This is a genomic window from Variovorax sp. HJSM1_2 (assembly GCF_049316285.1).
Lineage (GTDB): Bacteria > Pseudomonadota > Gammaproteobacteria > Burkholderiales > Burkholderiaceae_C > Rhodoferax_B.
This window is the reverse complement of sequence record NZ_JBMOXA010000005.1, coordinates 110,878-124,632: the sequence shown is the minus strand read 5'-3', so window position 1 is coordinate 124,632 and position 13,755 is coordinate 110,878. Positions and strand designations below refer to the sequence as shown.

8 protein-coding genes are annotated in these 13,755 nt (G+C 60.9%); 3 read left to right on the top strand and 5 right to left on the bottom strand.

All coding sequences use genetic code 11. The features are described from left to right. Window positions 1–310: 310 nt before the first annotated feature. From ACFQ95_RS07420 to ACFQ95_RS07400, 5 genes are all read right to left on the bottom strand, one after another. Window positions 311–2,677, bottom strand: a complete 2,367-nt coding sequence (locus tag ACFQ95_RS07420; RefSeq protein ID WP_422830205.1) for an arylsulfatase — start codon at window positions 2,675–2,677, stop codon at window positions 311–313. Window positions 2,678–3,135: 458 nt separating this feature from the next. Further along, window positions 3,136–4,698, bottom strand: coding sequence for an arylsulfatase (locus ACFQ95_RS07415; protein WP_422830204.1), 1,563 nt, complete (start codon window positions 4,696–4,698; stop codon window positions 3,136–3,138). Window positions 4,699–5,136: 438 nt separating this feature from the next. After that, window positions 5,137–8,484: an autotransporter outer membrane beta-barrel domain-containing protein gene (locus tag ACFQ95_RS07410; protein ID WP_422830203.1), complete on the bottom strand. Its 3,348-nt coding sequence runs from the start codon at window positions 8,482–8,484 to the stop codon at window positions 5,137–5,139. Between the two features lie 338 nt (window positions 8,485–8,822). Beyond that, window positions 8,823–9,053 (bottom strand): hypothetical protein, encoded by a 231-nt coding sequence (locus ACFQ95_RS07405; RefSeq protein WP_422830350.1) that lies wholly within the window; start codon window positions 9,051–9,053, stop codon window positions 8,823–8,825. 585 nt (window positions 9,054–9,638) lie between these two features. After that, window positions 9,639–10,418: an IclR family transcriptional regulator domain-containing protein gene (locus ACFQ95_RS07400; RefSeq protein WP_422830202.1), complete on the bottom strand. Its 780-nt coding sequence runs from the start codon at window positions 10,416–10,418 to the stop codon at window positions 9,639–9,641. A 164-nt stretch (window positions 10,419–10,582) separates the two neighbouring features. Between ACFQ95_RS07400 and ACFQ95_RS07395 the strand changes: the two genes are divergently transcribed. Genes ACFQ95_RS07395 through ACFQ95_RS07385 form a run of 3 tightly spaced genes read left to right on the top strand, consistent with a single transcriptional unit; the run spans window position 10,583 to window position 13,720 of the window. Beyond that, a complete protein-coding gene (locus ACFQ95_RS07395) occupies window positions 10,583–11,371 on the top strand; it encodes a 3-ketoacyl-ACP reductase (protein ID WP_422830201.1) in 789 nt (262 codons plus the stop codon). Between the two features lie 21 nt (window positions 11,372–11,392). Beyond that, window positions 11,393–12,832 (top strand): MFS transporter, encoded by a 1,440-nt coding sequence (locus ACFQ95_RS07390; protein WP_422830200.1) that lies wholly within the window; start codon window positions 11,393–11,395, stop codon window positions 12,830–12,832. Window positions 12,833–12,886: 54 nt separating this feature from the next. Next, window positions 12,887–13,720: an aspartate dehydrogenase gene (locus ACFQ95_RS07385; protein ID WP_422830199.1), complete on the top strand. Its 834-nt coding sequence runs from the start codon at window positions 12,887–12,889 to the stop codon at window positions 13,718–13,720. The last annotated feature ends 35 nt before the right edge of the window (window positions 13,721–13,755 follow it).

Genomic DNA, 13,755 nt, shown 5'->3' with positions numbered 1-13,755 from the left:
CCCCAATGGCGAGCCATTTGCTGAACACGGATGATCTCGTCAAAGCGCTGCTGCAAAACAAGCGATTCGATACGCTACTCAGTGCTGAATCGTAGGGCGGCTTTGCAGCGATTGCCGTCATCGGTTTGAGTGTTGTGACTTCACGGTATGAGCCCGCAAGCGGTCCGTTGCGCCGACTCAACTGTTCGAGCATTGATGGGAATAACGTGGGTCGAGCAAACGGGGCATCTTTCTAGGCCCTCAACTCGTGCGTGACCATGATGGAGACCCCCGGCCAGGATTTCATGGCCGGCGTGCAGCGTTGGCTTAGCTACTTGACCTCGACAACGACCTGTTTGATGTCGCCGTTGAATTTGAATGGGGCCTTGTACGCAGGTGTCACCGGCTGGCCGGTATCTTCACCGATGCCGAAGGTGTCGATACCAAAACGACCGCCGACCGAGGCCTCCATCGAGCCAGTGCCCACGGTCTCGCCATTAAGCTTGAGCGCGATTTTGGCCCCCTTGCCCACGCCGCCACCGGCGTAATCAAAGTCAAGCTGCACCGTGGATTCGCCCTCTGGCAGTGCCTTGCTCGCTTTCACAACGGTGTGCTCATCAAAGAGGTTGTAGTCAAAGATAGGCACGCCATCCTTGACGTAGAGTGTGATGCCCGCCGCCACCCCACCAAAGGCCATGATGACCCCTTGTGTCTTTGCCCCATCTCCTTTGACCTTGGCGTTCAGCGTCCAGGTCCTGTTTTTCATGGGCGGCGCAGCAGGCTCGGGGATACGGGTCGCACCGGCTGCATAGACAAATCGCTTGCCACCCGGCTCTGCGCCGGGCACGGAAGGTTTGGGCGATGACAAGCGCCCAGCGCCACGGTCATCGAGCGGATAGAGCGCGAACTTCTTGGCAGCGGCGTCGAACTTCGCTTTCAGCTCCGCCAGCTTCTTAGGGTTCTGTGCGGCCAGGTCGTTGGACTCCGAGAAGTCTTCGTCCAGGTGGTAAAGCTCCCAACGGTCTTTGTCCCAATTGCCCGGGGCCAAATCTTGCCGCCAAGGCAAGGTGTGTTGCGCATCCGCCTTCCAACCGTCGGCATACATCGAACGGTTGCTGAATATCTCGAAGTATTGCTCACTTCGGCCCTTGAATTTGGGGTCGTTGAAACTCGCCAGGAAGGACTTGCCCGCCAGGGGTTTCTGCGCGATGCCATTGACGGTTTTGGGCATGGGCACATGCGCCGCCTCCAGAATGGTCGGCACCACATCCACCAGATGCAGGAAGGTGTCGCGCACCTTGTCGTCATGCTTGATTTTGGCGGGCCAGGACACCACCATCGGATTACGAGAGCCTCCAAGATGCGAAGCCACTTGTTTGACCCACTGGAACGGCGTGTTGCCAGCCCAGGCCCATCCGACCGGGTAGTGGGGTTCCGATTCCGGCCCGCCCAACTTGCCCAGGTTCTTCAGCGTGTCCTCTAGCGGCGTGTTGATGCCGTTGAGCCCCTTGATTTCGTTGAGGGTGCCGTCGGGCCCGCCTTCTCCAGAAGCACCGTTGTCTCCCACGATATACATGATGAGGGTGTTGTCGGCATCGGGCAACTCTTTCACCGCCGCTTGCAAGCGGCCGATTTCGTGGTCCGCAAAGGCGAAGAAGCCCGCGTAGTTTTCCATCAGCGCCGTATAGACCTTCTTTTGGTCCGCGCTGAGCGTGTCCCACGCCTTGACCCACTCGGGGCGAGGGGTCAGCTTGGTGCCAGGGGGAATGACCCCCATCGCCAATTGCTGCTGATAGACAGTTTCACGGTAAGCGTCCCAGCCCATGTCGAACTTGCCCTTGAACTTGTCACGCCATTCCGCAGAGACATGGTGTGGCGCGTGCATGGCACCTGGCGCGAAGTACATGAAGAAGGGTTTCTCGGGTGCGACCGACTTGGAAAACTTCATGCGAGCGATGGCACGGTCGGTCATGTCGGTCATGAAGTGGTAGCCCTGCTCGGGTGTTTTATCGGGCTCCACAGGTGTGGTGTTCTCAAACAGCACCGGGTAATACTGGTGTGTTTCGCCAGAGTTGAAGCCGTAGAAGTAGTCAAAGCCCATGCCGGTGGGCCAGCGGCTGAACGGCCCGGCCACCGTTTGCTCCCAATCCGGGGTGTTGTGGTTCTTGCCAAACCACCAGGACGTATAACCGTTTTCACGCAGCACTTCACCGATGGTGGCAGTGGAGCGCGGAATCATCGTCGAGTAACTCTCAAAGCCCGTGGCCCACTCCATCAGGAAGCCGCTGTTGGCACTGTGATGGTTGCGCCCGGTCAGGAGCGCGGCGCGCGAGGGGCCGCAGATGGCAGTGGTGTGGAAGCGGTTGTACTTCAAGCCCTCCGACGCAAGCTTGTCCAAGTTGGGCGTGGGGATGAGGCCACCAAAGGTAGAGGTTTGACCGAAACCGACATCGTCCAGCAGGACAATGATGACGTTAGGTGCGCCTTTAGGCGCAGCCACCGGTGCTTGCCAATGCTCGGTCGATTCCTTGTAGGTCTTGCCCACCTTGCCCTCAAATGGCGATAGCGGCACAGGAATCCTGCTGCGGTCGGGCCACTGCTGAGCAAAGCTCAAATTCGGCATGCCCATGACAACGGCCATCAGCAGCGCCAGGGTGCACTTCCATAAACGCGGGCCAGACCAGATTGAGTTGGACACTTTCATTAATCCTCACCTTGTCATCAGTGCGCACTGAGCACTTCACTAGCAGGGGGCTAACGCCAGAAACCACGTCCTCGCCGAGGCAGGCTAACTGTATTTAGGTTGTCTGGAAAACACAAATGAAAGTTGTGCGACCTCTGGGCACATGTGCGACGTGTTCGGCGGCCGATTTGATGCTTGAAGAATGGTGCGTGGAACTTCAAGGAGACATCGGCTCGGTTCTCCAGGCAGAAATGGTGAACAGCGATATTTGATCCGGCGTCTGCTTTGGACTGAAGTGCCGAGATTCGTACGTCGCCAACCGAAGTCAACTGTTGGCACACAGCCGTCTTTGCGCACTCCTAAAAATGGTTCTTCACGACGGCTTTGCTTCAACGACCTGAAAGCCTGCTAGCTTGAAGGTCAGTTTGTTGATGGCGACGAGTGAGCCATAGAACCGGGTCGCAAGTATCGTGTCAGTCTGAGCTCGGGCTGTCCGACAGAGAGTGCATCAGCGCCGCGGCGCCGATGCCCGTACCCTCTTGAGACGGCGGGAAGTCCTTCATGCTTTGCGCGAATGCCTTTAATGGAGGCGCCAATAACGGCAGCAGCCAGGTTTTCTCTTTCATCCACAGCAGGTGGCCGCCGGTTTCGGGTGTGCGTTCATAGGGGTCGAGTTTGATGTCGATGATCAGCCCGCCGGGAATCTTTTCCGTCGCGCCCAGCCAAGTGTTCTTGACGGCGAGATGAATCTTCCATTCATCGACCCGCACGGCGTTCAGGCTGGTTTCACCAAAGTAGAAGAACTCACGGCGTTTGGATTTGCCACCTGGTGCCGTCAGCATCTCCAACTGGTTGTAGCCATCCAGATGGTTCTTGAAGGTCTTGCCGCCGACGTTGCGGCCCTTGAGTAGGTCGTCCTTGACGGTCGTGTCACCTGCAGCGGCCATCAAGGTGGGAAGCCAGTCCTCGCTGGTCATGAATTCGCCAGTCCAGGTACCGGGGGCAATCTTGCCCGGCCAACGCACGAGCATGGGTACCCGAAAGCCACCGTCCCAGGTCAAGCCCTTCTCGCCACGAAAGGAAGCCGTGCCGGCCATAGGCCAATGCGCCAGGTTGACGCCGTTGTCGGAGGTGAACAGCACGATGGTGTTGTCGCGTACACCGGCCTCGTCCAGGGACTTGAGCAGGTCACCCACCAGTTTGTCGAGTTGCAACAGCGCATCGGCATACGCAGTGTGGCCGCTCTTGCCTTCCCACTCTTTGCTCACATGAATCTGCTGATGCATGCGCGTTGGGGTGTAAAGCAGGAAGAAGGGCTTGTTGCCGGCCACTTGCTTCTTCATCCAGTCGATGGAGCGTGAGGTGATCTGGTCGTCAAAGGTCTTCATACGTTCGATGCCCAGCGGACCGTCGTCGGTGATGACCTGTTTTCCGACGCGGCCCCAGCGCGGATCGACCGTGGCATCGTCCCTGTCCGAGGCGAGCGCGTGGATCACGTTGCGCGGGCGGCCGACGAAGTTGGGGTCTTTCGGGAAGCCCGGCTGCTCGGGCATCTCCATCATGTTCAGGTGATAGAGGAAACCGTAGAACTCGTCGAAGCCGTGGACTGTTGGCAGATATTCGTTTCGGTCGCCCAGATGGTGTTTGCCGAAGTGGCCGGTAGCGTAACCGCGCACCTTCAGCAACTGGGCCAGGGTCACATCGCGGTCCTGTAGACCGACCTTGGCGCCTGGTTGGCCGACGGAGGTCAGCCCCGTGCGTATTGGATACTGGCCCGTGATGAAGGCTGCGCGGCCAGCCGTGCAACTTGGCTGTGCATAGTAGTCGCTGATGATCATGCCGTCGCGCGCCAGGCTGTCGATGTTTGGCGTGTTGACTGCGCCGAGTCCACGGTGATAGGCCGACACATCCATCGGTGGCATATCGTCGATCATGATGGTGACGATGTTGGGCGTGGCTTGCGCTGCCAGTACTGGCTGGATGGCGGCGGCCATCGGCACTATCAAGAGAAGCAGCAAACGTTTCAGCATTCTCATGGCGTCGTCCTCTCAGAGTTTCGGGCACCTGATATGTCCGGCGACGATGATACCGTTGACTCTTCAAGACAGGGGGAAGTCAACGACACTTCCAGTGTTTAGAGACATCGTCACCCCACTCCACGAATACCCGTCCACGGTTACTTTTCCACTATTGAGGGCGTTGACGGACGACCGAGAGTGTCTCCGCGTGCCGCCGATAGTGCCTAGTCAAGATCAGCATGCGAAGGCCCCCAAAAAAGGGCGAAAGCTGCCAGTCGGTCTGCAACGATAAGTGATTCGTTTGTGCACGAAAGCAGCCGTTCGAAGGCAAACCTATCCCGACCAATTCCCTGTTCACGGCACGGGCTCCGGACGCGCCCATCTACCGAACTCCAAGCCCTCGTAGCGAAAGTCGGCCGTGCTACTTGACCGAGCTCACCAGGGGTGTTGCCACGTCTACCAGGTGTACTTTGCCCCGAGACGCAAAGTCGTGGTCCGGAAACTTTGATCGCCCCACTGGTAACCCACATTGCCCCAGGCAGTCCAGCCCTTGTTGAGGTCTGCATTCAAGCCGAGTTTGACTTCGTACCGGTCTTGCGGATAGAGGTCTTCGAGCTCGATTCGGTTAAAGGCCATCCGGTTATCCATGCTGTCATGCCACCAGTTCAGTGTGAGATAAGGTTGAGTTTTGCGCCCGGATTCATTGAGCCAGGTGCGGTGAAAGCGAACCCCGAGTCGGGAAATCCAACCGCTGCCGCGGCTACCACTCACCTGGGTACCGTTGGGCTCAGTCACGTCATCTTCGTTGTATTTGACATAGATGATTTGCGCTTGGGGCTCTACCACCCAGTCGTTGCGCAGCTTGGCGGCGTAACCCGCTTCGCCGGACAGGCTCAGCGTATTGGCGTTGTATTTCACTTCTGGCAAGGTGTCGCCCCGAACGCTGTTTTTGTACCAGCCATAGAGGCCCCAGACATCGGTGTACCAGCCAAGCTTCTCTTCGTCGTTTTGGTACCAGGTGCCATACAGTCCCACGCTCCAGCCGTCCGTCTCTCCTTGAGAATGTGCTGGATTCAGAGCCGCTCTGGCGTCGGTGGTGCTGTTGCCATAACCGATCATGCCGCCTAAGTGGTAGCGCCCTTTTTCGTCGCCCGTGCGCCATTGTGCGAGGTCGCCGCCACCCTGTATGAGGGTACTGCGGGTGTCGACATCGAAATTGCCGTCCTTGCTGGTCGCACCGCCTTTTTTGCCAACTACCCGCAACCAGGCTGATCGCCGCTTATCGTCTTGGTTTTCAAACGTCTGGCTCTCGATGTATTGCGGCTCGCCCAGCCGGTCATGAAGGCTGTGCACGAACATGCCCGCGGCTTGGCGCTGAGTGGACAGATAGGCGCTGACTTCGGGCCTAAACAGCGGCCTCACGTCTGGCGTTGGTGGTCCTGGCGGGCTAGGGGGGACAGGTGGATCGGGGGGCGGCGGCCCTGGCACTTCGGAGCGAAGGTACCAGCCCTGCGCGTCGCTTGCATCCACTGTGCCCCGAAAAAGTTGGTACTCATAAGGCCCTTGCACCACACGTGTATTGAGCACGAACGCCGCCGCGGTAGTCGAGGCACCATTGACCGTACTCACCACCTGGATACCGTTCGCCACGGTAACGGCACCCGGGCCACCAGAATTGGTGATGCGTAAGCCGGTGAGGCCACTCGCGGAGCCGCCATCAATCACCAGACGGTCCGACGGGGAAGCGTCGGCGCCCAGATAGGTGTTCAGCCCTATGACCCCGTTCTGTCCGACATAGTTGCCAACCGTGAGTGTCTTGAATACACCTGCGGACGGCGGCGTGAACCATATGCCACTGGCGCTGTTGCTGAGCGTGCTGAGGTTGGAGTTGCCGCTAAGGTTCCACGCGGCAGCGTTGGTCAACGCCAGGTTAGACACGCTGCCTGGCAGCGTGACAGCGGAGCCATTCAACGTCCCGCCGGACACCGTGATGTTGGCCAAGCCCGACGTGACCGCCGCAAGCGTTATGGCTTGAGGTGCTAGCGTCACGTGGGCCAGTTGGGCGATGGATGCAAAACTTTCAACCGGCACGTCGGGTACCCCCGTGGGTGGCGGTTCCGGGGCGCCTACTGCCGGGAAATCGTCCGTTGTGCCCACCAATAGCCACTGCCCACTGCCTCCCACAGTGGCATTGCTCAACGATAGGTTGACCGTCCCAGCCAAACCTATGGTGGCACCGCTGGTGTTGGCAAGGCTGCCTCCGGTGATATTGGCGGTCGCGACGGTCGCGCCTTCTCCAATCGCATACAGCGCGCTAGCGCTTGCCCCGGTGGCAGTCAGGGTTGAGCCGTTGCTGGTGAGCACGCCGTTGTCATTGATAAACGACGCGTGTGCTGCCACGCCGTTGGTGACTACATTGCTCTGATTCAATGTCAACGTGCTCAAGGCGTTGGACGCCACCACGCCACGGGCTGCCACACCGCTGGTTTGAATGCTACTGCGATTCGCCACCACCACGCCGGCGCGTATCGCCCGCAAACCGTCAGCACTGGCCCCATGCGTGATAACCGAGGTGTCGTTGGTGGTGATGGACGACTGTGACTCTCCGAAGGTCCGCGCCGCCTGCCCCCCATGCGCTGCCGTACCTTGGGTTTCGATCGACACAGCGTTGGTGGTGATGCTGGTGGCCCTGTCAGCACCTGCTTGTTCCACGATGGAATAGAGCCCAATGGCGCTGGCCCCTTGGGTGGTGAGGGTGCCGCCGTTCAGTGTGGCGTTGCCCCCGTCGTCAGCCACCACGCCGTAGGCTTGCAGGCCTTGGGTGTTGATCGATGTATTGTTGATGCTTAAAGTGGCGCCGCGCTCGCGTGCCGTCAACGCGATCGGGCGCCGGCCATTGGGCACGTCGGCATCACCTGTTGTGGAAACCGAGCCGCCTGTCATCGTGATCTGACCGCCCGCTTCGGCCACCACGCCCATCGCTTGTCCTTGGCCAATGGTCGTTACGTGGGTGCCCGCCAAGCTCACGGTGGAGTTGCTCGCACTCAGCGCAATGCCATTGAGCCCTTCGGTATTGACCGAGCCGCCACTGAGTGTGGCAGAGGCACCAGCAAGAACGCTGAGGCCTGCCCCAGTGGTCGCAGTGGAAGTGATGCTGGTGTTCAGCATCACGAGGGATGCACCCAGTCCACTGACGGACCCTGCGGCCGCGCCGGTGGCCAAAAACACATCATCAGTCAAGGTGGCGGCCGCGTCCAGGATACGCAATGCCGTGGCACGTGCACCGGTTGTGGTGACGGTGGTGTTCGACACTATGGCCGTTGAACCTGCACCCTCTACCGACACACCGAAACCGCGCGTATTGCTGGTGCTAATGCTGCTGCCAACGCCGGTCAAACTGACCGTGCCACCGTTGCGCGCGCGCAATCCTGAGGGTGCATTCAAATCGCTGTTGCCTGCGCCGGTGGTGCTCAAGCGGCTACTCGTCAGGGAGATCGTGCCGCCATCGTTGGCAACGGCTGCAGGTGCATTGGCTCCGCTTGCCCGCACCGTGATGTCGTTGCCTGAGATCACCGCACCAACCCCGGTTGCCGATAAGGCAGGCGTTGCGGCAGCGGTGGATGTGACGGTGGCTGCGCTGGGGACGGTGCATGCCCCGGAAGTCATGGCCACCGGACCGGCCGGACAGGGTTGTGCCAAGGCAACTCCGCCCGTGCCGGTCAACGCCAGTGCGGTGAGCATCCAGCGTATGCCTACAGCGTAGGACCAAGAATCCGTAAAGCTCGCGTGGCCGCGTACAGACATGTTGCTCTCCTAGTCAGGGGCGCTAACGGAGGTATCGTTGAAGTCCGTTGCCAAAAGGCCAAGAACAATATCGCGTCAGGAACATCGGGCCAAAAGTCGTGAACTATGCTTCTAGTCCTTGGCTGCATTCGTCTGCCAACTGGATGCAGAACCTACGCAAACGCCCTGTTTTCTTTGCGCATGAAATTCGTCTTCAAGGCTCACCGGTCCTATAGATGCTTGATCCCCACGCGAGTGCTTTAAGCGGGTGATCGAGTTCTGCGTTCTATAGGATCATGCAGCTGAAGACGATGGTGGCACTCGATTTCTTCATCTTCTTCGCCGCTCGCCGCTAGGCGTCAATGGGACGGTAGACGTTGCCTGTCACCATGGCTTGATGCCCACTCGTCGGCCCCACCGAAGCGCGCTCGCGTATAGGCGCTGATGTTGGACTGGCCCACATCGCCCCCAAAGATGACAAGAATATGGGGCTTCTTTTGAGCGGCAGCTGGAGAGACATATCCCAGCATCAAGGCAACCAGCATCAGAAAACAGATGAACAAACTTCTCGATTGATTTCGTTTCAGCATGGCGTTGGTCCTGATAGCGTAGGTCGCAACTGGCGACCGCAGTGACTTCACTCCTCAGTGGGCCCAAGAGGGCCTCAATCGTCTTGATTTCATCCGTCGCTTGATCGCGTTGGCTAAATGTGGTGACGCCGCTAAGCACCTGGCCGCAACGTGCTGTCAGTTAAACAGTCACTCTGCAAACCTGTCAGAAGGACCAGGTACACCAACCTCCGCCGTCGAATGGGGAGGCTCAATTTGCGAATAAGTCGAGGTCGAGACTTGTGAATTGATTTGAGCCGCAGGAAGCAATACGGAGAATGCCTGTCGGACAAACCATGGCCCCGATAGGGAGCTATCGCCCATGTAGTCGTGGGAGATGGGCGAGTCATCTCTTCACGTTAGCAGCACCACAAAGTGCCACAGTTCTCACTCGGCCTTCTCGTCAGACCAAGCCCTCCCAAAAACCTTGTCCGGTCAAAGGGAAGGCCATCCTAACGAGCGCAATCCTAGTTGTCTAGGTTTGCCGAACTGAACGCCATCCCGGAGGGGTTCAAGGTGAAGCAGCCTTGACCACAAACCCATGAGATAGCCCCGTGACGCGGCCCCTCAAATAATGGGCCGCAAAGTCTCGGCCACTTCCTGCAGCACCGGCAGCAAGCGCGTGACCATCTGGTCATCAGGGTAGGCCAGGCGCTGCACGGTCACGCTTACGCCGTATTCACAACGCCCGCGCCTGTCCTTCAGCGGCACGCTCAGGCCGCATAGGCCGAAGTTGATGTATTGGTCGGCCTGCCAGTAACCCAGGCGCCGCGCCAGCACCACACTGTCCCTGAACGCCTGCGGCTCCACTAGCGTGAAGCCGGTAAAGCTGGCAAAGCTGTGGCCGGCGATCCAGTCGTCGAGTGCCGCGTCGTCCAGCGTCGAGAGTATGGCCAGGCCCGGCGCCACCACATGGGCCGGCACACGCGCGCCCTGGTGGAAGCCTATGGAGGCGCCACGCGCGGCATTGCTGCGCGAGAGGTAGACGATCTCGTGCCCGTCCAGCGCCGACACATTCAGCGTTTCGCCGCATTGGATGGAAGCGCGCTGGATGAAGGGCTGCACCAGGCGCGGCACACGCGCGCCCTCCATAAAGGCCTGCCCCAGCCGCAGTACCTTGGGCAGCAGCCAGTAGTGTTTGCCGTCGGTGGCGGCATAACCAAAGTGCACCAGGCTCAACAGGTAGCGGCGCACGGCGTAACGGGTCAAACCCGTGCGCTCGGCGGCCACGGTCACCGTCAGGCGCGGGAACTCATCGGAAAACGCCTCTATGACACGCAAGCCCTTGCCCAGCCCCTCCACCAGGTGCATGCGGTCTATGGCGGGTGTGTGGTCTGTCTGCTGCATTGGTAGTTACCCAAAATATGGGCGGCAACCGCCCGAATGAGGGCGATCATCGCCCGTATCAGAGCGGTTTGTCATTGTGGAGACCCCTGATGCACTCCTACATTCGCCCTGCCCTTTTTCCATCTTTCCTTTTTTCAGCAAGCGAATCTGTAGGAGCCCTCGCCTTGAACATTCCAACTTCTCGCCGCGTCGCGGCGATCACCGGTGCGGCAGGTGGCATTGGCCGCGGCATCGCCGCCAACCTGTTTGGCCGGGGCTTCGACATCGTCGCCTGCGACCGCGCATTTGATGCCGACGCCCGCGATGCACTTGGCCAACTCGCCAGCCAAGCCCAGGCCAGGCTGGCCTTTGTGAGCGCAGATCTGGCGGCGCTCACCGACTTTGCGCCGCTGGTGGAGCAGATCCACGGCGCCTTCGACCGCATCGACTGCCTGGTGAACAACGCCGGTGTCTCGGTCAAGTCGCGCGGCGACCTGCTGGATGTCGCCATGGACAGCTACGACCAGAACTTTGCGGTCAACACCCGCGCCGCGTTTTTCCTGACGCAGGCCGTCACGCGGCGCATGTTGGCCGAGCAGAAACAAAGCGCAGAAGGCGCGCGTTCGGTGGTCTTCATCTCGTCGTCGAACGCGGTGATCGCGGCCATAGACCGGGGCGAATACTCCATGTCCAAGGCCTCGGTGTCGATGATGAGCAAACTTTTCGCGCTGCGCCTGGCGCCGCACGGCATCGCCGTGTACGAGGTCCGCCCGGGCCTGATCGAAACCCCCATGACCGCCGTGGCGCAGACGCGGTTCGACCAGATGCTGGCGGACGGCTTCACGCCCATCAACCGCTGGGGCCAACCCCAGGACGTGGGGCGCGCCGTCGCGGCCCTGGCCGCGGGCGAGCTGCCGTTCTCGACCGGCGTGGCCGTACAGATCGACGGCGGCATGCACATCCACCAGTACTGATCGCCCACCGGACACCACACCATGAACGCCAAGCCCCACGCCTCTGCCCCCGCCCATGACCAGGACCAGTCCAGAAAAGCCACCGCCAGCGGCTGGATAGGCTCGGTCCTGGAGTACTACGACTTCTTCATCTACGCCACCGCGGCAGCCTTGATCTTTCCGCAGATCTTCTTTCCCAAGGGTGATCCGCAAACCGCCATCATCGCCTCGCTGGCAACCTATGGCGCCGGTTATGTGGCGCGGCCCATAGGCGCCATCGTGCTCGGCCATTGGGGCGACACCCATGGCCGCAAGTTCGTGCTGCTGGTGTGTATGTTCCTCATGGGCTTTTCCACCGTGGCGGTGGGCTTGCTGCCCACCTACGAACAGGTGGGTCTGTGGGCACCGGCGCTGCTGGTGGCCATGCGCCTGGTCCAGGGTTTTGCCGTGGCCGGCGAGATTTCGGGCGCCAGTTCCATGATCCTGGAACACGCACCTTTTGGCCGCCGTGGCTTCTTTGCCAGCTTCGCGCTCCAGGGTGTGCAGGCCGGGCAGATTCTGGCCGCTGGCGTGTTTCTGCCCCTGGTGCATTTCCTGCCGGAAGAGGACTTCAACAGCTGGGGCTGGCGCATCCCGTTTCTGCTGAGCTTTCTGGTGATCATTGTGGGCTACATCATCCGCCGCGAAGTCCACGAAACACCGGCGTTCACCGAAGCCGACAACAATGGCGCCATTCCCAAGGCGCCGGTGCTGCAAGCCATTGCGGAAAGCTGGCGCGACATGCTGCGCGTGATGGTCTGCTCGCTGATGAACGTGATCCCGGTGGTCGCCACCATCTTCGGCGCGGCCTACGCCGTGCAGCCGGGCTACGGCATCAACTTCAACAAAGACATCTATCTGTGGATTCCGGTGCTCGGCAACTTTGTCGCCGTGTGTGTGATCCCCATGGTTGGCCACCTCTCCGACAAGATAGGCCGCCGCCCGCCCATCATGGTCGGCGCTATCGCTGCCGGGCTGATGTCGTTCGGCTACCTGTATGCCATCAGCATCCACAACGTGCCGCTGGCCATCGTGATGTCGCTGCTGATGTGGGGCGTGGCGTTCCAGGGCTACAACGGTTCGTTTCCGAGCTTCTTCCCGGAGATGTTCCCCACCCGCACCCGCGTGTCAGGCATGGCCATCTCGCAAAACATCGGCACGGCCATCACCGCCATGCTGCCGGCCTTGTTCGTCGCCGTGGCGCCACCCGGCACCGCCCATATCCCGCTGATCGTGGGCGGCATCACCTTTGCCATCACCATCCTGGTGGCGATGGCGGCCTGGGGCTCGCGCGAGACCTACCGCATCCCCATGAAGGACCTCGGCAACCCACATGCCGTGCCCCTGTCCGAGGCCGAATACAAGCGCCTGCGCGCCGAGCACATGGCCGCCAGACGTGGCGCCAAGACATCGGAGCCAAGCCGAGGCGCGGCCACCAAATAACACACAGGCAGCACCCCGCAAACCAACCACGGGCACCCAAACCCTCTCTTGAACATGAACAACACCCAACCCGCCTCTCTCATCCTGCTCGGCTACGGCGCCATGGCGCGCGGGCTGCACGCCGCGCTGCGCGAGCGGCCCACGGCTGCGCGTGTCGCGGCCGTCGTGGTGCCCGCCTCGGCGCTACACGACACCCAGGCCGAATTAAGCGCCATGGGCGCGGCAGACATTCGCGTGGCGACCGAGCTGCCTGCCGTGCTCGCGCCACACACCAGCATGGTCGTGGAATGCGCCGGCCATGCGGCTTTGCAGATACACGCCCCGCATGCCCTGCAGTCCGGTGTCGATGTGCTGGTGGCCTCGGTTGGTGCGCTGGCCAACCCAACCATTGAAGCAGAACTACGCCGCGCAGCCAGTGCCGGCGGCGCACGGGTATTGATTCCGTCGGGCGCGCTGGGCGGGCTGGACGCGTTGGCCGCCGCAGCGCTGGCGGGCCTGGACGAGGTCACCTGCAGCTCGACCAAGGCCCCCGCCGCCTGGCGTGGCACGGCTGCGGAAAGCATGGTTGATCTGGCCGCGTTGACACAAGCCACCACGTTTTTCCGCGGCACCGCCCGCGAGGCGGCCCTGAGCTTTCCGCAGAACGCCAACGTGGCGGCGGCGCTGGCGCTGGCCGGCGTGGGCTTCGAGCGCACACATATCGAACTGCGCGCCGACCCTGCAGCACAAGGCAACACACACCGCGTGCGCGCCAAAGGCGCCTTTGGGCATCTGGACAGCACGGTGCAGGCGCTGACCCTGGCCGCCAACCCCAAAACCTCGATGCTGGCGCCCATGAGCCTGCTGCAGGCCATCCTCAAGCGCAGCTGCGTCGTCGGCATGTCCTAGGGCAACACACACGCCCGACCTGATTCATCCCTCAC

What these genes read in the sequence shown, in the direction of transcription:
- ACFQ95_RS07400 (WP_422830202.1), bottom strand. Translation starts at nt 10,418, where the DNA reads ATGCAGCAGACAGACCACACACCCGCCATAGACCGCATGCACCTGGTG.
- ACFQ95_RS07385 (WP_422830199.1), top strand. Translation starts at nt 12,887, where the DNA reads ATGAACAACACCCAACCCGCCTCTCTCATCCTGCTCGGCTACGGCGCC.
- ACFQ95_RS07410 (WP_422830203.1), bottom strand. Translation starts at nt 8,484, where the DNA reads ATGTCTGTACGCGGCCACGCGAGCTTTACGGATTCTTGGTCCTACGCT.
- ACFQ95_RS07390 (WP_422830200.1), top strand. Translation starts at nt 11,393, where the DNA reads ATGAACGCCAAGCCCCACGCCTCTGCCCCCGCCCATGACCAGGACCAG.
- ACFQ95_RS07405 (WP_422830350.1), bottom strand. Translation starts at nt 9,053, where the DNA reads ATGCTGAAACGAAATCAATCGAGAAGTTTGTTCATCTGTTTTCTGATG.
- ACFQ95_RS07415 (WP_422830204.1), bottom strand. Translation starts at nt 4,698, where the DNA reads ATGAGAATGCTGAAACGTTTGCTGCTTCTCTTGATAGTGCCGATGGCC.